The sequence below is a fragment of the Amycolatopsis silviterrae genome (assembly GCF_042684085.1).
GTDB classification, from domain to species: Bacteria; Actinomycetota; Actinomycetes; order Mycobacteriales; family Pseudonocardiaceae; genus Amycolatopsis; species Amycolatopsis silviterrae.
In genome coordinates this window covers 10,793-31,086 of record NZ_JBHUKS010000012.1, presented here as the reverse complement: position 1 = coordinate 31,086, position 20,294 = coordinate 10,793, and the positions used below count along the sequence as shown (strand labels likewise).

Below are 20,294 nucleotides of genomic sequence, written 5' to 3'. Positions count from 1 at the left end.
CTCCGCGAATCGGACAATGAGTTACCGTGGCTTACGTGAACGTCGAAGTCACCCCTCTTCCCGGAATCGGTGTCCGCAAGGACTTCGCCACCCGCGCGGGACGCCGCATCGGCGTCGTCACCCAGCGGGACGGCAAGATCGAGCTGATCGTCTCCAAGTCGGACGATCCGGACGCCTGCCTCGCGTCGCTGCCGCTGACCGCGGACGAGGCGGGCGCCCTCTCGAATCTGCTGGGCGCGCCCCAGCTGGTGGCGCAGCTGAACGAGGAGCACCGCGAGCTGCCGGGCATCAACACCAAGCAGCTGCCGATCACCGCGGACAGCCCGTTCGACGGCCGTTCGCTCGGCGACACCGCGATGCGCACGCGCACCAGCGTCTCGATCGTCGCGGTGATGCGGGCAGGCCAGGTGCACCCGTCGCCGACGCCGGACTTCCTCTTCACCGCGGGAGACCTGCTCGTGGTGGTCGGCACGTCCGAGGGGCTCGAAGCCGCCGCCAAGATCCTCAAGCACGGCTGATGGATCACACCGCACTCTCCCTGGTCGAACTCGGCGCGGTCTTCTTCGTGCTCGGCGTGCTGGGCAGGCTCGCCGGCCGGATCGGCCTCTCCCCCATCCCCCTGTACCTGCTCGGCGGCCTGTGCTTCGGCTCCGGCGGCCTGATCCCGCTCGCCGACATCGGCGATTTCGCCCACCTCGCCAGCGAAATCGGCGTGGTGCTGCTGCTCCTGCTGCTCGGCCTGGAGTACTCCGCGGCCGAACTGTTCACCGGCATGCGGCGGTCGTGGACCGCCGGCCTGGTGGACATCGTGCTCAACGCCGCGCCGGGCGCGATCGTCGCGCTGATCCTGGGCTGGGGCCCGATCGGCGCGATCGTCATGGCGGGCGTCACGTACATCTCGTCGTCCGGCATCATCGCGAAGGTCCTCGGCGACCTCGGCCGGCTGGGCAACCGCGAGACGCCGGTGGTGCTGTCGATCCTCGTGTTCGAGGACCTCGTGATGGCGCTGTACCTGCCGATCCTCACCGCGATCCTGGGCGGGGTGAGCCTGCTCGGCGGGCTGGAAGCGGTCGGGATCTCGCTGCTGGTGATCACCGTGGTGCTGGTGATCGCGCTCAAGTTCGGCCGGTACGTCTCGGCGCTGGTGGACAGCGACGACCGGGAAGTGTTCCTGCTCAAGATCCTCGGCGCGGCGCTGCTGGTGGCCGGGATCGCCTCGGCTCTGCAGGTGTCCGCGGCGGTCGGCGCGTTCCTGCTGGGCATCGCGGTGTCCGGGTCCACCGCGCACAACGCGACCCGGCTGCTGGAGCCGTTGCGGGACTTGTTCGCCGCGATGTTCTTCGTGGTGTTCGGGCTGAACACGAACCCGGCGTCGATCCCGCCGGTGCTCGGCTGGGCCGCGGTGCTCGCCGTGGTGACGACGCTGACGAAGGTGGCCACCGGATGGTGGGCCGCCCGGCGGCAGAAGATCGGCCGGTTGGGCCGGGCCCGCGCCGGTGCGGCTTTGGTCGCGCGCGGGGAGTTTTCGATCGTCATCGCCGGTCTGGCCGTGACAGCGGGTGCGGTAGACGGGGAACTGGCCGCGCTGGCGACGGCTTACGTGCTGCTGATGGCGATCCTCGGGCCGACTGCGGCCCGGGTGGTCGAGCCGGTCGCGAAAGCCTTGCAGCGCAAAGCAGCCGCGAAGGAAACCGTCACCGCCAACTGACGTCTGTGAGGGGAACCCCGAGGGAATCAGAGTCCCTCAGGGTTCCCTTCACGGACTTCTCAGCGCAGGTCGAAACGCGCGGCCGCGGGGACGTGCGCCAGCTCGCCGGCGGGAGCGGACTCCGTCCGCGGGCGAGCCGGGACCGTGCCCACCAGCGGAACCTGCGCCGACGTCCTGGCCAGGTCGATGGCCAGCTTCGGCGGGTTCGCGGGCGCGGTCACGAAACCGTTGTCCGTCCCGCCGATCACCAGCGCCAGCCGGTGCCCCGCCGGGACGACGTGGTCCGTGCTCGCCAGCCGGAACGTCATCGTGTACGCCTTGCCCGGCGTCAGCCGCGCTTCCCGGCTCAGCGACTGGTAGTTCGCCAGATCCGCCCAGCCCCGGCTGATGATCGTGTAGTCCACGTTCGTCGTGTCCGCGCTGGTCACCTTGTAGCAAGCGCTGTCGCCGTCAGTGCTCGAACCCCAGCAGGTGCGGTCCGTGCCGGTCACGATTCCCTCGCCAGGTCCCGAGAAATTACGGATCTTCGCGGGGCCGTAGTCCACCAGCATCGCCGACAGGCGCGCGGTCGAAGTGCTCGGCGTGGCCGTCACGGTGATCGACGAGGTGCCCGAAACCTGCACCGGCGAAGTGAGCGCGCCGGTGCTGTACAGGACGCGATTCGCCGACGTGGCCGACGGATTCGCCGCCCACTCGTTCTCCCCCACCTTCGGGTTGTCGGTGAAGGACGCGGTGCCCCGGCTGCCCGTGGTGCCGAGCGTGCCGACGCCCGGGGTGCGGCCCGGTTGCGGGCGCAGGACCGTCGCCTTCGTGCCCGGCGCCGGGTAGGTCGCTTCGTTCGCCCACTGGTCCGGCTGGCGTTCGACGGTCGCCATCGGTTCCTTCTCGATGCCGTTGTCGATGCCCATCAGGTAGTGGTCGAACCACCGGTGCAGGGTGTCGACCCACTCGGTGCGGCGGTAGTCGAACGGGTCGACGTGCCCGGTCTGCGCGAGCCAGATCTTGCGCTGCACGCCCTTCGCGGCGAGCGCGTCCCACCACTGGCCGTAGTTGATCGGCATGACGTTCAGGTCGTTGACGCCGTGCGAGACGAACACGCTGGCGCGCACGTTCTTCGCGTTCGCCACGTAGTCGCGCTCCGCCCACAGCGGCCCGTAGTCGCCGTTCGCGGTCGCGCCTTGGGCGAGCTTCCGGTGCTGCGCCGAGCAATCCTGGCCGCCGTTGCGGCGCTCGACGGTCTGCGCGAGCCCGTCCGGGTTGAAGCCGAACGACGCGCCGTCCGAGCGGTAGTAGTCGTACCAGGAGCTGATCGCGGAGATCGGCACGATCGTCTTGAGTCCTTCGACGCCGGTCGAGGCGACGCCGTTGGCGATGGTGCCGTCGTAGGACTTGCCGATCATCCCGACGCCGCCGTCGCTCCAGCCCGCCGACATCTTCGTGCCGCCGGTCTTCGCGGTGTAGCCGGTCGCGCGGCCGTTCAGCCAGTCGACGACCTTCTTGGCCGACTGCACGTCCGACTGGCCGCCGACGTCCACGCACCCGGTCGACCGGTTGGTGCCCGCCAGGTCCACGAGCACCGTCGCGTACCCGCGCGGGACGAAGTAGTTGTCGTAGAACAGCGGGAAGCCGACCGGGCGGCCCTGGTCGTCGTAGGTCTTGAACTGGGTTTCGTTGCCGCGCCCCACCGAGGAGTAGTACGGGCTGGCGTCCATGATCACCGGGATCTTCTTGCCCGCCTCGGCCGGTTCCTTCGGCCGCACGATGTCCGCGGCGACCCGGTCGGAGACGCCGTCCCCGTCGCCGTCCCGGCCGAGGTCGACCCACACTGTTTCGCGGATCGCCCCGGCGTAGTCGTACTGCGGTTCGGTCCCGGTTCTCGCCGGGGCGGCCGTCGCGGCCGCCGGCACCGCCACTCCCGCGGCCAGCACCACGGCGGCGCACAGCCCTGTCAGCACACGCATTCCCGTCGCCCTCCAGAGTCGTCGTCGGGTTCCGACAACTCAACCGGGACGGCGGGGCCCCGCATCAGGGCCGAAAGTGGGGAACCGGTCAGAGTCCCACGGTGCGGTACAGCGTGCCGACCTCGCCGCGGTTGAGCCTGCGGATCGTGCCCTGGCGCTGGTTGCCCAGCTGCACGTCGCCGACCGCGGTGCGCACCAGCTTGCGCACCGGGTGCCCGGTGGCCGCCATCAGCCTGCGCACGATGTGCTTGCGGCCCTCGTGGATCACCAGCTCGATCATGCTGCGCCCGGAGTGCATGTCCTTGACCCGGAACTGGTCGACCTTCACGATCCCGTCCGGCAGCTCCCAGCCCGCGCGCAGCTCCTTGCCCAGCCCGCGCGGCACCAGGCCCTCGACCTCCGCGAAGTACGTCTTGAGCACCCGGTACGACGGGTGCATCAGCCGGTGCCCGAGGTCGCCGTCGTTGGTGAGCAGCAGCAGGCCCTCGGTGTTCTCGTCGAGCCGCCCGACGTGCACGACGCCCGGGGTCTCATCCCACCGGCCGCGCAGGTAATCGCCGACGCACGGGCGGCCCCGGTCGTCCGACATCGTCGAGTGCACGCCCTTGGGCTTGTTGAACGCGAGGTACACGAGGTCGTCGCGGAGGTTGACCCGCGTGCCGTCGACGTGGATCACGGCCTCGTCCGGATGCACGCGGCGGCCGAGTTCGGTGACGACCTCGCCGTCCACCTCGACCCGGCCGGCCGCGATCAGGTCCTCGGCCGCCCGGCGCGACGCCACGCCTGCCTGCGACAGGACCTTCTGCAGGCGGATGCCGTCGGGGTGTTCGTCAGATGTCATCAATGGTGTCCACTTCGGGTAGCAGCGGAGCGATCGGGGGCAGGTCGTTCAGCGACGACAGCCCCAGTCGCTCCAGGAACAGCTCGGTCGTCACGTACAGCGTGCCCGTGGTCTCCGGGTCGGTGCCCATCTCCTCGATGAGCCCCCGCGCCAGGAGGGTCCGGATCACGCCGTCCACGTTCACCCCGCGCACCGCGGCGACCCGGGCCCGGGTGACCGGCTGCCGGTACGCGATCACGGCGAGGCTCTCCAGCGCGGCCCTGGTCAGCTTCGACCGCTGGCCGTCCAGCAGGAGCTTCTCCACGAACGGGGCGTAGGTGTCCCTAGTGTAGAACCGCCACCCTTCGCCGACGCGCCGCAGGTCGATCCCGCTGGCCCGCTCGGTGAACTTCTGCGCCATCGTCCGCAGCGCGACGGTCACCCTGGCGACCGGCTGCTCCAGCGTTTCGGCGAGCGCGTCCTCGCCGATCGGCGAATCCACGACCAGCAGCAGCGCTTCGAGGGCGGCTTCCAGCGCCTCGTCGTCCTCGACGCTGGGCAGGCCGCTGTCCACGGCGACCAGGCCTTCGTCGTCGGACGGCACGGGCTCCGCTTCGGGGGTCTCCGGCGCGGCTTCGGCTTCCGGCTCGCCTTCGGCGGATTCCGGTCGGGCTTCAACGGTCTCCGGCTCGGGCTCCGGCTCGACGGAGTCGGCGGGCTCAGCTTCGTTTTCCGGCTGCGGCGCGGTTTCCGGCTCCGCCTCCTCGGTCTCCGCGACCGGCTCGGCCTCGACCTGGGCCTCTTCCGCCGGAGTCTCCTCCTCGACCGGCGCGCGGTCGTCTTCGGTGCTCACCCGTATTCCTCCTCCTCGGCCGCCGCGCGGTCGTGCTCGGCGGCGGCGGACGCCTCGGCCACGCTGCCGCCGGTCCAGCGGACGTGCAGTTCCGCCAGTGCCTCCAGCTGGTCGAACTGCACCGACGACTCGCGGTACAGCTCCAGCAGCGCGAGGAACCGGGCCACGACCTCCACCGTGTGCTCGCAGTCCGAGGTCAGTTCCTTGAACGTCGCCTGCCCGGCCTCGGCGAGCTTCACCCGCAGCAGCGCGGCGTGCTCGCGCACGGACACGCGTCCCATGTGGATGTGCGCGATCGACACCTGCGGCGGCGGTTTCGGCCGGAACACCGCGACCGCGATCTCCGCGAACCGCTCCGGCGTGACGCCCAGCATCACCTCCGGCAGCAGCCCGAGGTACCGCTCCTCCAGCGCCACCGAGCGCGGGTACCGCCGCAGCGCGCCTTCCTCCAGCTCGCCGAACAGCGCGGCCACCTGCTTGTACGCGCGGTACTGCAGCATCCGCGCGAACAGCACGTCGCGGGCTTCCAGCAGGGCGAGGTCGTCCTCGTTCTCGACCTCGGCCGAGGGCAGCAGCCGGGCCGCCTTGAGGTCGAGCAGGGTCGCCGCGATCACCAGGAACTCGGTGGTCTCGTCGAGGTTCCAGTCCGGGCCGAGCGCGCGGGTGTAGGCGATGAAGTCGTCGGTGACCGTGTGCAGGGCGACCTCGGTGACGTCCAGCTGGTGCTGCGAGATCAGCTGCAGCAGCAGGTCGAACGGGCCCTCGAAGTTCTGCAGCCGCACCTTGAACTTCGACGAGTTCTCGTCGGCGGCGGCGTATCCCTCGGGGATGGTGCCGCCGTGCACCGTCTCGTGCTCCGCCGGAGCGTCCGGAGCCGCCGGGCTGTCCGTGGGGTCCGGGGCCGCCGGAGTCTCCGCCGGTTCGGTGGCTGCCGCTTCCGGCTCCGGCGGCTCGGCCGATGCCGGTTCGTCCATCAGCCCTCGGTTCCGCCGTCCTCGCCGCTCGCCCGCAATCGCTGCACCAGCACGGACTCCTCGCCGCGCTGGTCGAAGTCGGCGAGCAGCACGGCCACCGCCTCGCGGACCAGCCTGCCGCGGTCGACCACCAGCTCGTGCTTGGCGCGGAGGTTCAGCCGGGCCTGCTCCATCGCGAGCAGTTCCTCGCCGGAGACGTAGACGGTGATCTTCGCGTCGTGCTTGGTGCGCCCGGACCCGCTGCGCGCCGCGTTGCGGGCGAGCTGGTCGGTGTCCGCGGGAGCGCCCGGCTTGGCCCGCGGCGGGGCCACCGGTTCCGCCGGGGCGGGCACGGCGGGACGTTCGAGGGCGGGGGTCGCCGGACTGGAGGTGAGGCGGAACAGCTCCGACGCTCCGGGCAGGGAAGCGCGCCTGCTCACCGAGCGATCACCTCGCGGGCCAGCGCGCGGTAAGCCGCGGCGCCGGCGGACTTGGGGGCCCAGGTCGTGATGGGCTCGCCCGCGACCGTCGTCTCGGGGAACCGCACGGTGCGGTTGATCACCGTGTCGAACACGGTGTCGCCGAATGCCTCGACCACGCGAGCCATGACCTCCTTCGAGTGCAGGGTTCTCGGGTCGTACATCGTGGCGAGAATCCCCGTGATGTCCAGTTTGGGGTTGAGGCGTTCCTGCACCTTCTCGATCGTGTCGATCAGGAGCGCGACGCCTCGCAGACTGAAGAACTCGCACTCCAGGGGGATGATCACACCGTCCGCGGCGGTCAATGCGTTCACCGTCAACAGGCCGAGCGAGGGCTGGCAGTCGACAAGAACATAGTCGTAGTCGTTCATCACCGGACGAAGGACCCGTAACAACGTGTGCTCGCGCCCTACCTCTGCGACGAGCTGGACCTCCGCCGCGGACAGGTCGATGTTGCTCGGCAGCAGGTCAACGCCGTCGACGCGGGTTTTGCGGAGCACGTCCTCGATCTGCACCGAGCGCTCCATGATGACGTTGTAGACCGTCTGGTCCAGTTCGTGCGGCTGGATGCCGAGCCCGACCGACAGCGCGCCCTGCGGGTCGAAGTCGACCAGCAGCACGCGGCGGCCGCATTCGGCGAGCGCGGCGCCGAGGTTGATCGTGGACGTGGTCTTGCCGACGCCGCCCTTCTGGTTGCACATGGCGAGCACCTTCGCCGGGCCGTGCCGCTCCAGCGGCGGCGGCTCGGGGATCTCGCGCAGCGGGCGCCCGGTCGGCCCGATCCCGCTCTCCGCGCGCTCCTTCGCCCGCATCCGGGCGCGTTCGGCGCGGGTCAGCGGCCGTTCCGGCTCGTCGCCCTCGTGGTCCGCCGGGGTGGCGATCCGCGCGTGCTCGAGGTTCGCCGCGGCCGAACCGGAGGACCCGGCGGGCCCCGCGGACCCGGACAGCCCTGCGGGCCCGGCGGACGCTGCCGGGTCCTCCGGCTGGTTCGGGGTCGGTGTCGACATGGCGCGAAAGCTCCTTGTTCGGCGGGGTCTCCGGCAGCCTATGCGGATTTCCGGAGCACCGGCAAAGCGCCGCGCCGGGCCGCACGGGCCGAGTCACCGCAGCGTGGGAAGGCTCTAGGGAGCGTCGAGCGTTCAGCCGAGCGCGCGCGGATGCGCGGTGGCGTAGACCTCGCGCAGCGTCGTGACCGTCACGAGCGTGTACACCTGGGTCGTGGTCACCGACGCGTGGCCGAGCAGTTCCTGCACCACCCGGACGTCCGCGCCGCCCTCGAGCAGGTGGGTCGCGAACGAGTGGCGGAGCGTGTGCGGCGAGACCGCGGCGGTGATCCCGGCCCGCTCGGCGGTGTCCTTGAGCACCTGCCACGCGCTCTGCCGGGAGAGCCGGCTGCCGCGGGCGTTGAGGAAGATCGCCGACGTGCCCCGTCCGTTCGCGGCGAGCGCGGGACGGGCGCGGACCAGGTACGCGTCGAGGGCTTCCAGTGCGGGACGGCCGATCGGCACCAGCCGTTGCTTGCCGCCCTTGCCGTCGAGCAGGACGGTGCGCTCGGTGTCGTCCACGTCGTCCACGTCGAGCCCGACCGCCTCGGAAATCCGGGCCCCGGTCGAGTAGAGCAGCTCCAGCAGCGCGCGGTCGCGCAAGGAGCGTTCCCCGTCCGGCGGCGGGGTGTCGAGCAGCTTGAGGACGTCCGCGACCGGCAGCGCCTTAGGCAGCCGTTTCGCCGCGGCGGGCGGGCGGACGTCGCGGGCCGGGTCGTGTTCGGTGAGACCGTCGGCGTGCGCGAACTTGTGCAGCCCGCGCACGGCGACCAGCGCCCGCGCGGCCGAGGACGCGGCCAGCGGCTGGTGTTCTTCGTCGCCCTCGCGCAGCGCGGCGCCGAACGACGTGACGTGCGCGGGCGTGACCTCGGTCAGCCGCGCGACCCCCGCCGCTTCCAGGTGGGCGGCGTAACGGCGGAGGTCGCGGGAGTAGCTGTCGAGGGTGTTGCGTGCGGTGCCGCGTTCGACGACGAGGTGGTCGAGGTACGTGGCGATCGCGCCCCGCACCTCGACACCCGCTTCATTCACGCCGCCACTCTAGGACGGCACACCGACAGAACCGAGAATTCAGCCCTCGGCCAGTCGGCGAGCGAACCGCGAGGGCCGGTCCTGCCACGGCGCGTCGGCCGGGCGTGTCTCCGCCACCCCGGTCAGCACCGCGTGCGCGGACAGCACGCCCGAGACCGTCGCCCCGTTGACCAGCTCGCCGGAAAGCGCCATCCGGACCGCCTCGGCGAGCGGGAACTTCCGCACCACCAGGTCGGCCTCCTCCTCGCCGAGCACCTCACGGTCCACTTCGGACAGATCGCGCGCGAGGAACACGCGCACCACCTCGTCGGTGAACCCGGGCGAGGCCGCGACGTCGACCAGCGTCTCCCAGCGGCCCGCGGCGACCCCGGCCTCCTCGGCCAGCTCGCGCCGGGCCGCGTCGACCGGGTCCTCCCCCGGCTTGTCGATCAGCCCGGCCGGCAGCTCCCACAGCCTGCGCCCGAGCGGATGCCGGTACTGGTGCACCAGCGTCACGTTGTCGTGCTCGTCCAGCGCCGCGATCACCACCGCGCCGAGGTGTTCGACCACCTCGCGCTTGGCGGTGCCGCCGCCGGGCATCACGACGTCGTCGACCCGGAGGCCGACGACCCGTCCCACGTGGACGACCGTGCTGCCGGCCACGGAGAACTCGTGCGTGCCGGGCGCGCTCACCGGGCCGCCACGGGCGTCTCGGGCAGTTCGACCGGGAGCCGCTCGGCGACCTTGCGGTCCACGACCGCCTTCACGAACGCGCTGAACAGCGGGTGCGGCCGGGTCGGGCGGCTCTTCAGCTCGGGGTGCGCCTGGGTGCCCACGAAGAACGGGTGCACGTCCGCGGGCAGTTCGACGAACTCGACGAGCCGGTCGTCCGGCGAGGTGCCGGAAAACACGAGCCCCGCGTCGCCGATCTGCTTGCGGTAGGCGTTGTTCACCTCGTAGCGGTGCCGGTGGCGCTCGGACACCTCGGTCGTGCCGTACGCCTTGGCGACCTGCGAACCCGCCTTGAGCTTCGCCGGGTACGCGCCGAGCCGCATCGTGCCGCCCATGTCGCGCTCGCCCGCGACGACGTCGCGCTGGTCGGCCATGGTCGAGATCACCGCGTGCTTGGTGTCCTCGTCGAACTCGGCCGAGTTCGCGCCCTCGATGCCCGCGAGGTTCCGGGCGCTCTCGATGACCATGCACTGCAGGCCGAGGCACAGCCCGAGCAGCGGCACGCCGTGCGTGCGCGCGTACTGGATCGCGCCGACCTTGCCCTCGATGCCGCGGATGCCGAACCCGCCCGGGATCAGCACACCGTCCACATCGGACAGCACGGACGCCGCGCCGGATTCGGTCTGCGCGTCGTCCGAGGCGACCCACACAATCTCGACCTTGGCCCGGTGCGCGAATCCGCCCGCGCGCAGCGCCTCGGTGACCGAGAGGTACGCGTCCGGCAGGTCGATGTACTTGCCCACCACCGCGACCCGGACGATCTCGCTCGGGTTGTGCACGCGGTCGAGCAGGTCGCCCCACACCGTCCAGTCGACGTCGCGGAACGGCAGGCCCAGCCGGCGCACCACGTACGCGTCGAGCGCCTCGCTGTGCAGCACCTTCGGGATGTCGTAGATCGACCGCGCGTCCGGGCAGGCGATGACCGCCTCCGTGTCGACGTCGCACATCAGGCCGATCTTGCGCTTGAGGTCGTCCGGGATCTCCCGGTCCGCGCGGCACACCAGCGCGTCCGGCTGGATGCCGATGTTGCGCAGCGCGGCGACCGAGTGCTGGGTCGGCTTGGTCTTCAGCTCGCCCGACGGCGCGAGGTACGGCACCAGCGACACGTGCAGGAAGAAGCACTGGTCGCGGCCGACGTCGTGGCGCACCTGGCGGCACGCCTCGAGGAACGGCAGCGACTCGATGTCGCCGACCGTGCCGCCGACCTCGGTGATCACCACGTCCGGCGCGACGCCGTTCTCGTCCGGCCCGGCCGCGGCGGTGATCCGCGCCTTGATCTCGTCGGTGATGTGCGGAATCACCTGGACGGTGTCGCCGAGGTACTCGCCGCGGCGTTCCTTGGCGATCACCTCCGAGTACACCTGCCCGGTGGTGACGTTCGCCTTCCCGTCGAGAGAGCGGTCGAGGAAGCGCTCGTAGTGCCCGATGTCGAGATCGGTCTCGGCGCCGTCGTCGGTGACGAACACCTCGCCGTGCTGGAACGGGTTCATCGTCCCGGGGTCGACATTGAGGTACGGGTCGAGCTTCTGCATCGTGACGCGGAGTCCGCGCGAAGTGAGCAGCTGTCCGAGGCTGGACGCCGTCAGACCCTTACCCAGAGAGGAGGCAACGCCTCCGGTGACAAAGACATACTTGGTAGCCCGCGACTGAAGTCCCACGGGCCGCCAGCATATCCCACTCCCGGCAGATCGCTCGCCGACGCCTCTTCCCGGCGCGGCGGAATCGGTTCACCTCGCCCGCGCTAGGCTGCGCGGCGTGACGAACATCCGCGATGACCACTGGACCGCCCCGGTCGCGGGCGCCTCGCTGGACGCCGCGGTGCGCGTCCCCGGATCGAAGTCGATCACCAACCGGGCCTACGTGCTCGCCGCGCTCGCGAGCGCGCCCACCCGGGTGCGCCATCCGCTCGATTCGCGCGACACTCGGCTGATGCTCGGCGCGCTCGCCTCGCTGGGCGCACGTTCGGAAGAGACCATCGACGGCTTCCTCGTCCACCCGCTCGGCACCATCAGCGGCCGCGGCGACGAAACGACCGTCACGCTCGGCAACGCGGGCACCGTCGCCCGCTTCACACCCGCGCTCGCCACTTTGGGCGACGCCTCGGTCCAGTTCGACGGCGACGACGCGATCCGCCGCCGCCCGATCGACCCGCTGCTGGCCGCGCTGCGCAAGCTCGGCGCGCGGATCGACGACGGCGGACGCGGCGCGCCGCCGTTCACCGTGCACGGCACCGGCGGCCTGCGCGGCGGCCGGGTGGACCTCGATTCGTCGGCGTCGAGCCAGTTCCTGTCCGCGCTGCTGCTCGCCGGCCCGGCGTTCGAGCAGGGCGTGACCGTGCGGCTGGTCGGCGGAGCCCCGCCGAGCGAACCGCACATCGCCATGACGCTGGACATGCTGCGCCGGTTCGGGGCCACTGTGGAGCGTTCCGGCACGGAATTCCACGTGGAGCCCGCGAAACTGTCCTGCCCCGAATACGTCGTCGAGCCGGATCTGTCCACCGCGGCCCCGTTCGTGGCCGCCGCGGTGGTCGGCGGCGGGACGGTCCGGGTGCACGGCTGGCCGAAGCAGACCACGCAGCCGGGCGACTGGCTGCGCGGCCTGGTGACCGAACTCGGCGCGAAGGCAACGCTGGACGACGACGGCCTGTCCGTCACCGGCGGCGGCGCGTTCCCCGGGATCGACCTCGACCTGCACGAGGTCGGCGAGCTGACCCCGGTCATCGCGGCGATGCTGTGCTTCGCCGAGAGCCCGTCGAGCATCACCGGCGTCGCGCACCTGCGCGGCCACGAGACGGACCGGCTCACCGCGCTGGCCACCGAACTGTCCGGCCTCGGCGCGGGCGTCACCGAACTCGAGGACGGCCTGGAAATCACTCCCGCCCCGATGCACGGCGGCGTTTTCCACACCTACGAGGACCACCGGCTGGTGATGGCCGCGGCGGTGCTGGGCCTGCGCGTGCCCGGCGTGCTGGTCGAAGACCCGGAGACGGTCGGGAAAACGTTCCCGAAGTTCGTCGAGACGTGGAGCGATCTCGTCAGCTGAGCAACCGGCGGATCTCCTCGGCCACCACCTCGGGTTCGGTGAGCGGCACCAGATGTCCGGACTTCTCCGCGATCCGATGCCGCCCGCCCGGCGAAACCCGTTGCGCGTGCGCGGCATTCGCCTCCGCGCGCACCGCGTCGTTCATCCCGTCCCCGGCGCGGCCGCCGGACACGACCGTGACCGGATAGCTGCCTGAGGGCGGCGGGTTCGTCCGCCAGGCTTCCAGCTCGTCGAGGAAGGTCCGCGCCTGTTCGGTCTGCGTGCGCAGCACTTGCGGCGTAAAGCCTTCCCGCACCAGATCGCGCCGGACGTCCTCCGGGGCGGCCCGTAACATGGGGCGGTACAAGAACTTCAGCAGTCCGGTCGCCGCGAGTATCCGGCCAGTGCGCAGAAGCTTCCGTTCCATGCCGCGAAACTCGGGCGAGAACAGCACCTCCGCGGCCTCGTCGGTCGGATCGACCAGGACGAGACCCGCGATGTCCGCCGCGGTCCGCGACGCGGCGAGCCGCACGATCGGTCCCCCGGCACTGTGCCCGACGAGCACGTACGGCCCGGTCCCGAAGTGACTCAGCACGTCGACGAGATCGTCGGCCATGCGGTCCAGCGTGCGCCCGGACGGATCCGGCGCGCTGCGGCCGAGCCCGGACCGGTCGTACACGACCGCCCGCGCGAACTCGCCGACCAGCGGCTGCACGAGCCCCCACGACGACCGGCTCGCCGCGGCTCCCGCCTCGAACACGACCGTCGGCCCGGACCCGGGGCCGGGCAGCACCATCGCGTACAGCCGTCGACCGTCCTTTGTGGACACCCACTCCGGCTCGCCCTGCACGTGCGCCATCGGCGACCCCCTCCGCTCGAAGTTAGGGTCACCTTACTCCTGCGGGCCTCGTGAGTGCTTATCCCGGTTAGAACCGCGATCGCCACTCACGACCCCCACCTCAGCCCGCCGGCCGCTCACCCCGCTCCTCCCCGAACAAATCCCGCAACGTCACCGCCCGGTTCACCCGCACGTGCTCCGCGGCATACTCCCGCGCCCGCTCCACGTCGCCGGACCCGATCGCGTCCACCAGCCGCCGGTGTTCGTCGAGCAGTTCGGCCCAGTGCTCGTTCTGGCTGGTCAGCCACCGCAGCTGGCCTTCGAGCGGATGCAGCATCGTGGTGAGCAGGCGGTTGCCCGCGATGGCGATGATCTCGTCGTGCAGCCTGCTGTTGACCTCGGCGATCCGCGCCCCGTCACCGCCCTGGGTGACCCGCGCGGACTCCGCCAGCAGCCGCTCCAGCCGGCGCATCTCCGGCTTCCCCGCGCGTTCCGCGGCGCGCGCGGCGGCGAGGCTCTCCAGCGCCTCCCGGACGTCGAACAGCTCCTCGACGTCCACCCTGGCCAGCTGCCGCACCACTACCCGCCGGGGCGAGGGCACGACCACGAAGCCCTCGGACTCCAGGCTCCGGATCGCCTCGCGCACCGGCACCCGGGACACCCCGAGATCCTCCGCCAATTCGCGCTCGACCAGCCGGTCCCCCGGCTTCAACCGCCCGGTCAGGATCCGTTCCCGCAGCTCGCCGAGCACCCGCCGGCGCGTCGCCGCGAGCGGCTGCCGTTCCTCCGTGGCGCCCACCCGTCCCCCTCTCCGACACTGGACAGGCGCCGAGTTTATCGGGAAGAGGGTTGACGCAGCAGCCGCGCGGAGCGATATTTGGGATCCCAAGTTTGGGATCCCAAAGCAGCCGGCACGTCGACCGGAGGTCTGCAATGACGCACGCCCCGTCCACCGAAACCAGCGCGACCGTCCAGCCCGAACCCGATCCTCGGCTCTGGAACGAGGACCTCGCCCCCGCGAAGGAGCGGCGCTGGAAGGTCTACGACATCTTCGCGCTCTGGATGTCGGACGTGCACAACCTCGGCAACTACACCTTCGCCGCCGGGCTGTTCGTGCTCGGCCTGTCGGCCTGGCAGGTGTTCACCGCGCTGCTGTTCGGGTTCGTGGTCATCTTCTTCGGGATGAACCTGATGGGCCGGATCGGGCAGCGCACCGGCGTCCCGTTCCCGGTGGTCGCCCGGATCAGCTTCGGCACCTACGGCGCGAACCTCCCCGCGCTGATCCGCGCGGTGATCGCGATCTTCTGGTACGGCATCCAGACCTACCTCGCGAGCGTCGCCATCACCTTGCTCGTGCTCGCGATCGACCCGGGCCTGAAACCGTTGACCGAGCACGGTTTCCTCGGCCTGCACGCGCTCGGCTGGATGTGTTTCGTGGCGCTGTGGCTCGTGCAGGCGCTCGTGCTCACGCGCGGCATGGAGGCGGTGCGAAAGTTCCAGGACTGGTGCGGCCCGCTGATCTGGGTCGTGATGATCGCGCTCGCGATCTGGATCCTCGCCGCGAGCGACTGGCACATCTCGTTCACCAGCAGCCCGCGGCACCTGTCCGGCGGCGAGCAGGTGCGGCAGTGGTTCGGCGCGGCCGGGCTGATCCTGTCCACCTACGGCACGCTGATGCTCAACTTCTGCGACTTCTCCCGCAACGCCCCGGACCAGAAAACGGTGCGGCGCGGCAACTTCTGGGGTCTTCCGGTGAACTCGACGGCCTTCGCGCTGCTGTCGGTGATCGTCACCGCGGGCAGCCTGCAGGTGTTCGGCGAGGCGATCACCGATCCCGCCGAACTGCTCGCCCGGGTGCACAACACGCCGGTGCTGATCGTCGGCGCGCTGACCTTCGCCATCGCCACCATGGGCGTCAACATCGTCGCGAACTTCGTCTCCCCCGCCTACGACCTCGCCAACATCTGGCCGAAGCGGATCTCGTTCACCATCGGCGGGATGATCAGCGCCGTCGCCGCGCTGTGCGTGCTGCCGTGGAAGCTGTACTCGTCGCCGGTGGTGGTCAACTACTTCCTCGGCGGGCTCGGCGCGTTCCTCGGCCCGCTGTTCGGGATCATGATCGTCGACTACTACCTGATCCGCCGCGGCAAGGTCGACGTCGAGCAGCTGTTCGTGCGAGACGGCAAGTACCCGAAGGTGAATCCGCGCGCGATGGTCACCTTTGTTCCGTGCGCGGTGCTGTCCGCGGTGATCGCGCTCGTGCCGTTCTTCGCCCCCGCCGCGCCCTACTCCTGGTTCCTCGGCACCGCCAGCGCCGGATTGCTCTACTACGCCGTTTCGTACCGCCAGCGGAGGGCTTGATGCGGATCCTCGTCACCAACTGCAACACCACCGAGGCCATGACGAAGGAGATCGAAGCCGGGGCGCGGGCGGCAGCCAGCTCCGGCACCGAAATCCTCGCCCTGACCCCGAAGTGGGGTCCGGAATCCGCGGAGGGCTGGCTCGACAGCTTCCTGTCCGCCGCCGCTGTGCTGGACCTGTTGCGCACCACCGGGGAAACCTTCGACGCGGTCGTGCTCGCCGGTTTCGGCGAACACGGCCGCGAGGGCGCGCGCGAACTGCTGGACGTCCCGGTCGTCGACATCACCGAGGCCGCCGCGCACCTCGCCGGACTGCTCGGCCGCCGGTACGGGGTAGTGACGACGCTGGACCGCACGTGCGGCCTGATCGAGGACAGCCTGCACTCGGCCGGGGTGGACCGGAACTGCGTCGCGGTCGTCGGCACCGGGCTGAGCGTGCTGGAGCTGCGCGACGCGGAACGCACCGAATCCGCCCTGCTCACCGCCGGGCTGCGGGCCCGCGACGCCGGCGCCGAGGTGCTCGTGCTCGGCTGCGCCGGGATGACCGGGCTGGACCGCAAGATGTCGGCGATGCTCGACGTCCCGGTGGTCGACGGCGTCGCCGCCGCGGTCCGGCTCGCGGAATCACTGGTGGCGCTGGGACTGCGCACCAGCAGGGCCGGGTCCTACGCCCGCCCGCTCGACAAGCACCGGACCTGGCCCGGCACATAACGCCGCAATAAGCCGGGTGGTCTCAGCCTGCCGATCGTCCATAAAGGACACCCACGTCAGCTAAATGCCCGAGTGATGCCGGAATGCCCGTCTCGTCAAGTCCGTGAGGGGAACCCTGAGGGAATCTGATTCCCTCAGGGTTCCCCTCACGGATGACACGGCCAGTGCCCGCTGCCCGCAACGGCCCCGGCGCAAATCGCCCCGGTCCGTCAGTGGCTTCGGCTTGGCGAACACGCCTCAGCCACGCCCATAACGCCGCCTTAAGCCCTGGCGTTGGACGCTGACTCCCTCAGGCCCTCGCCGCGAGCTCGTGGCGGAGCCGCATGCCGCTCAGGACCGCACCGGCACCCGGGCCCGGCCGGTCAGCGCCTTGCTCCACGGCAGCCGCCGCAGCACCTCGACGATCGCGAAGGTCAGCGCCACCGTCGCCGGGTACGCCACCAGCGTCGTCCACGGCGCGCCGTACCGGTCGCCGACGAAGACGAACAGCGGGTCCAGCAGCGCGATCGCGATCGGGTGGGTGAGGAACACCGCGAACGACCGGTTCACCGCCCAGGACACGAACCGCCCGCCGCGCTGCCTTCCCGCCGCCCAGCGCGCGCCCGCCAGGTAGATCCCGGCGATCACCGCGACGAACCACGGGATCAGGTACGGGCGGAAGGCGTCCGACGCCATCTCCGGCCATTCGCCGAAATGAACGCTCACGAAGTAGCCGGTCTCCGCGATGACGAGCCCGCCCGCCATCGCCAGCAGAATCCAGCGCGAATGCGCGCGCAGCCAGGCGTGCACCGCCTCGAAGTGGAGCGCCGCGGCGGTGCCGAGCACCATGTAGAACTGGTACACGACGAAAGTCGCGAAGAACTGGCTCACGAAGCCGTAGCCCAGCGCGGCCGGCGGGTAGCTCATGAAGATCGCCACCGCGATCTGCACCGCGCCGGAGACCGCGAGCACCGTCCACGGACGGCGGCGGATCAGCCCGAACAGCTTCGCCAGCAGCGGGAACAGCAGGTACACCTGCAGCGTCACCAGCATGAAGTACATGTGGTACCAGGCGTTCCCGGTGAGCAGGTCCAGCCCGAGCGTGCGCAGCTGCGCGCCGATCGAGCCGAACGGCTGGTCCGAGGTGATCAGCGAATAGACCCGGTAAATGACCGTCCAGACCACGTACGGCACCGCGACCAGCGGGAACCGCCTGCGCCAGAACTTCCCGGCGGGCACCGGCCGGTCGCGGTACTGGAACACGAGCACGAACGCGGTCAGCGCGAAGAACGCCTCGCGGGTCAGGTGCAGCGGCGTCTGGATCGCGTCCGCGACGACGTCCTGCTGGAACGTCGTGGAGCCGATCACGTGGATGAGGATGACCAGGGCGAACGTGACGACCCGATACAAATCGAGCTGACGCAGGTGCGGCGATCGGGCGGGCGCCGGCTCGTCCGCGCGGACGAGCGGGATCTCGGTAGTGGTCATCGTTCGGCCGTGCTCCCGGGGTCGTTGGCGCTCATCGTGCCAGGCTCTCGTGCGCAGCTGTGAGCCACCCATGATCTTCCTGAGACCCGGCTGATGCCGCGCGGAACGGGTGTCGGGTCAGCCACACCCGTACGGGTGAACCGCTTACTCCCGGCAATCACGGACCACTCGCCCCTCGTGGAACAGGCCGTTCGTCGGGCCTTTCCGGACACTTCACCACAAATCGCCCACGCCTGAAAATTGGTCTAGTCCACAGTATTGACTCCGGCTGTGCCCTGGTTCACATTCGAAAGCGGGCCGGCCCCGCTCCTGCAGTGATCACCCGATGTCCGACGCTCGCCGCGCATTCCGGTGCGGCGGGCGGACTTCGCTTGTGCGAGGGAGAACCCTTATGCCCCACCGGACCCTGAGACCGCTGGCCGTGGCCTGCGCCGCCGTGGCCGCCGTGGTCGTGGCCGGTCTCACCATCCTGGCCCGGCCCGCCCCGGCGACCGCGACGCCCGCGCCTTCCTCAGGAGGCCTGCGCATCGCCTACTTCGACCAATGGAGCATCTACCAGAACGCCTACTACCTCAAGAACGTCGACAAGATCGCCGACAACATCGACTACCTGCTCTACGACTTCGAGAACATCCACCCGACCGACCTCACCTGCTTCGAGACGACCAAGGCCACGACCCCGGACCCGGAGGGCGAGGACGACCCGAACGCGGGCGACGGCGCGGGCGACCAGTTCGCCGACTACCAGAAGTCGTTCGGCGCGGACATCAGCGTCGACGGCACGGCCGACACCTACAACATGCCGATCGTCGGCAACTTCCACCAGCTGCAGGAACTCAAGGCGCGGCACCCGAACCTGAAGGTGCTGCTGTCGCTGGGCGGCTGGACGTACTCGAAGTACTTCTCCGACGCCGCGGCCACGGACGCCTCGCGCAAGAAGTTCGTCAGCTCCTGCGTGGACATGTTCATCAAGGGCAACATCCCCGCCGCCGGCGGTTTCGGCGGCCCCGGCACCGCCGCGAACATCTTCGACGGGTTCGACATCGACTGGGAGTACCCGGCACACCCCGGCGGGCACAAGGGCAACCACTACAGCCCGAACGACACCCAGAACTTCACCAAGCTGCTCGCCGAGTTCCGCGGCCAGCTGGACGCGCTGGGCGGCAAGCACTACGCGCTCTCGGCCGCCCTGCCCGGCGGCCAGGACAAGGTCGCGAAGATCGAGACCGACAAGATCCACCAGTACATGGACTTCGCGGACCCGATGACCTACGACATGCACGGCGCGTGGGACAAGACCGGCCCGACGAACTTCCAGGACCCGCTCTACCCCTCGCCGAGCGACCCGTCCCCGACCATCCCGCCGGGCACGGAGAAGTACGACATCGACTCGGTGATCAAGTCGTACACGCAAGGAAATCCGGCGTACGGCATCCCCGGCGGGTTCCCGGCGTCGAAGCTGACCCTGGGCATCCCGTTCTACTACCGCGGCTGGACCGGCGTGCCGGCCGGCTCGAACCACGGGCTGTACCAGACCGCCACCGGTCCGTCCGCTCCGCATCCGTTGAGCGGCAACGTGCCCGGCGTCGCGATGTACAAGGAACTCCTGGGGGTGGTCGACAACCCGTCGACGACGTTCTGGGACCCCACAACGCAATCCGCGTGGTTCTACGACGGGACGAGCTTCTACGGCGGTTCGTCGAAACAGTCGATCAAGGCGCGCACCGATTACATCCATTGCAACGGCCTCGGCGGCGCGATGATGTTCTCGCTGTATGACCTTGATCCGGCGTCGACGCTGTTCCACGCCGTCGTGGACGGGCTCGCCGCGCCGACGACGAACTGCTCGAACCCACCGACGACGACGCCGACCACGCCGACGACGCCTACTACGCCGACGACCCCCACGACCCCGACCACGCCGACGACCCCGACCACGCCCACTACGCCGACCACTCCCACGACTACGCCGAACCAGTGCACGGCGGCGGCTTGGGACTCCGGAAAGGTGTACAACGGCGGCGCGGTCGTGTCGTACAACAACCACACCTGGACGGCGAAGTGGTGGACGCAGGGCGAAACGCCCGGCACCTCGGACGTCTGGTCGGACAACGGAGCCTGCTCCGGCGGGGGCGGTCCCACGACCGCGTGTCCGGCGGCGTGGAACACCTCCCAGTCCTACAACGCGGGCGCGGTGGTGTCCTACAACGGGCATCGCTGGTCCGCCAAGTGGTGGACGCGGGGCGAAACGCCCGGCAGCGCGGCAGTGTGGGCCGACAACGGCACCTGCTGATCCGCGGTAACACATGAGTCGGCGGCGGTACCGGGTTTCCTCACCCA

The 20,294-nt window shown here is 70.3% G+C and carries 18 protein-coding genes; 6 read left to right on the top strand and 12 right to left on the bottom strand.

The window, feature by feature from the left end; translation table 11 throughout:
- The first annotated feature begins 35 nt into the window (after nt 1-35).
- Together ACFSVL_RS17660 and ACFSVL_RS17655 are read left to right on the top strand one after the other, a co-directional pair.
- A complete protein-coding gene (locus tag ACFSVL_RS17660; protein ID WP_009079551.1) occupies nt 36-518 on the top strand; it encodes a cation:proton antiporter regulatory subunit in 483 nt (160 codons plus the stop codon).
- The gene (locus ACFSVL_RS17655) at nt 518-1,708 is read left to right on the top strand and encodes a cation:proton antiporter (RefSeq protein ID WP_378305436.1); all 1,191 of its coding nucleotides are present in this window, start codon (nt 518-520) and stop codon (nt 1,706-1,708) included. The genes ACFSVL_RS17660 and ACFSVL_RS17655 overlap by 1 nt, the downstream gene beginning before the upstream one ends.
- A gap of 59 nt (nt 1,709-1,767) precedes the next feature.
- Here the strand turns inward: ACFSVL_RS17655 and ACFSVL_RS17650 are convergent, their stop codons facing one another.
- From ACFSVL_RS17650 to ACFSVL_RS17610, 9 genes are all read right to left on the bottom strand, one after another.
- Nucleotides 1,768-3,669, bottom strand: coding sequence for a Xaa-Pro dipeptidyl-peptidase (locus ACFSVL_RS17650; protein ID WP_378305435.1), 1,902 nt, complete (start codon nt 3,667-3,669; stop codon nt 1,768-1,770).
- An 88-nt stretch (nt 3,670-3,757) separates the two neighbouring features.
- Nucleotides 3,758-4,510 (bottom strand): pseudouridine synthase, encoded by a 753-nt coding sequence (locus ACFSVL_RS17645; protein WP_378305433.1) that lies wholly within the window; start codon nt 4,508-4,510, stop codon nt 3,758-3,760.
- Nucleotides 4,500-5,342 (bottom strand): SMC-Scp complex subunit ScpB, encoded by an 843-nt coding sequence (gene scpB, locus ACFSVL_RS17640; protein WP_378305431.1) that lies wholly within the window; start codon nt 5,340-5,342, stop codon nt 4,500-4,502. Before scpB ends, ACFSVL_RS17645 begins: the two co-directional genes overlap by 11 nt.
- Entirely contained in the window at nt 5,339-6,316 is a 978-nt protein-coding gene (locus ACFSVL_RS17635; protein ID WP_378305429.1) for a segregation and condensation protein A, read from the bottom strand. The genes scpB and ACFSVL_RS17635 overlap by 4 nt, the downstream gene beginning before the upstream one ends.
- Nucleotides 6,316-6,735, bottom strand: coding sequence for a cobyrinic acid a,c-diamide synthase (locus tag ACFSVL_RS17630; RefSeq protein WP_378305428.1), 420 nt, complete (start codon nt 6,733-6,735; stop codon nt 6,316-6,318). The genes ACFSVL_RS17635 and ACFSVL_RS17630 overlap by 1 nt, the downstream gene beginning before the upstream one ends.
- Nucleotides 6,732-7,781 (bottom strand): ParA family protein, encoded by a 1,050-nt coding sequence (locus ACFSVL_RS17625; protein WP_378305426.1) that lies wholly within the window; start codon nt 7,779-7,781, stop codon nt 6,732-6,734. The genes ACFSVL_RS17630 and ACFSVL_RS17625 overlap by 4 nt, the downstream gene beginning before the upstream one ends.
- 132 nt (nt 7,782-7,913) lie before the next feature.
- Complete coding sequence (gene xerD / locus ACFSVL_RS17620; RefSeq protein ID WP_378305424.1) at nt 7,914-8,846, bottom strand: site-specific tyrosine recombinase XerD; 933 nt, start codon at nt 8,844-8,846, stop codon at nt 7,914-7,916.
- Between the two features lie 39 nt (nt 8,847-8,885).
- A complete protein-coding gene (locus ACFSVL_RS17615) occupies nt 8,886-9,518 on the bottom strand; it encodes an NUDIX domain-containing protein (protein WP_378305422.1) in 633 nt (210 codons plus the stop codon).
- Nucleotides 9,515-11,215, bottom strand: coding sequence for a CTP synthase (locus ACFSVL_RS17610; RefSeq protein WP_378305421.1), 1,701 nt, complete (start codon nt 11,213-11,215; stop codon nt 9,515-9,517). Before ACFSVL_RS17610 ends, ACFSVL_RS17615 begins: the two co-directional genes overlap by 4 nt.
- 97 nt (nt 11,216-11,312) lie before the next feature.
- Between ACFSVL_RS17610 and aroA the strand changes: the two genes are divergently transcribed.
- Nucleotides 11,313-12,599, top strand: coding sequence for a 3-phosphoshikimate 1-carboxyvinyltransferase (gene aroA, locus ACFSVL_RS17605; protein ID WP_378305419.1), 1,287 nt, complete (start codon nt 11,313-11,315; stop codon nt 12,597-12,599).
- Here aroA and ACFSVL_RS17600 read toward each other — a convergent pair.
- Together ACFSVL_RS17600 and ACFSVL_RS17595 are read right to left on the bottom strand one after the other, a co-directional pair.
- Nucleotides 12,592-13,437: an alpha/beta fold hydrolase gene (locus tag ACFSVL_RS17600; RefSeq protein WP_378305417.1), complete on the bottom strand. Its 846-nt coding sequence runs from the start codon at nt 13,435-13,437 to the stop codon at nt 12,592-12,594. The two genes, aroA and ACFSVL_RS17600, sit on opposite strands and share 8 nt — an antisense overlap.
- Nucleotides 13,438-13,537: 100 nt before the next feature.
- Complete coding sequence (locus tag ACFSVL_RS17595; protein WP_378305415.1) at nt 13,538-14,215, bottom strand: GntR family transcriptional regulator; 678 nt, start codon at nt 14,213-14,215, stop codon at nt 13,538-13,540.
- 134 nt (nt 14,216-14,349) lie between these two features.
- On the opposite strand from ACFSVL_RS17595, the gene ACFSVL_RS17590 reads away from it, so the two are divergent.
- The gene (locus ACFSVL_RS17590; protein WP_378305414.1) at nt 14,350-15,777 is read left to right on the top strand and encodes an NCS1 family nucleobase:cation symporter-1; all 1,428 of its coding nucleotides are present in this window, start codon (nt 14,350-14,352) and stop codon (nt 15,775-15,777) included.
- Nucleotides 15,777-16,487 (top strand): aspartate/glutamate racemase family protein, encoded by a 711-nt coding sequence (locus ACFSVL_RS17585; protein WP_378305412.1) that lies wholly within the window; start codon nt 15,777-15,779, stop codon nt 16,485-16,487. The genes ACFSVL_RS17590 and ACFSVL_RS17585 overlap by 1 nt, the downstream gene beginning before the upstream one ends.
- Nucleotides 16,488-16,817: 330 nt before the next feature.
- Here ACFSVL_RS17585 and ACFSVL_RS17580 read toward each other — a convergent pair whose 3' ends face one another.
- Nucleotides 16,818-17,954 carry an acyltransferase gene (locus ACFSVL_RS17580; protein ID WP_378305410.1) on the bottom strand — a complete coding sequence of 379 codons (1,137 nt, stop codon included), beginning with the start codon at nt 17,952-17,954 and terminating at the stop codon, nt 16,818-16,820.
- Nucleotides 17,955-18,345: 391 nt separating this feature from the next.
- Here ACFSVL_RS17580 and ACFSVL_RS17575 point away from each other — a divergent pair, with 391 nt between their 5' ends.
- A complete protein-coding gene (locus ACFSVL_RS17575; RefSeq protein WP_378305408.1) occupies nt 18,346-20,247 on the top strand; it encodes a glycosyl hydrolase family 18 protein in 1,902 nt (633 codons plus the stop codon).
- Nucleotides 20,248-20,294: the final 47 nt, after the last annotated feature.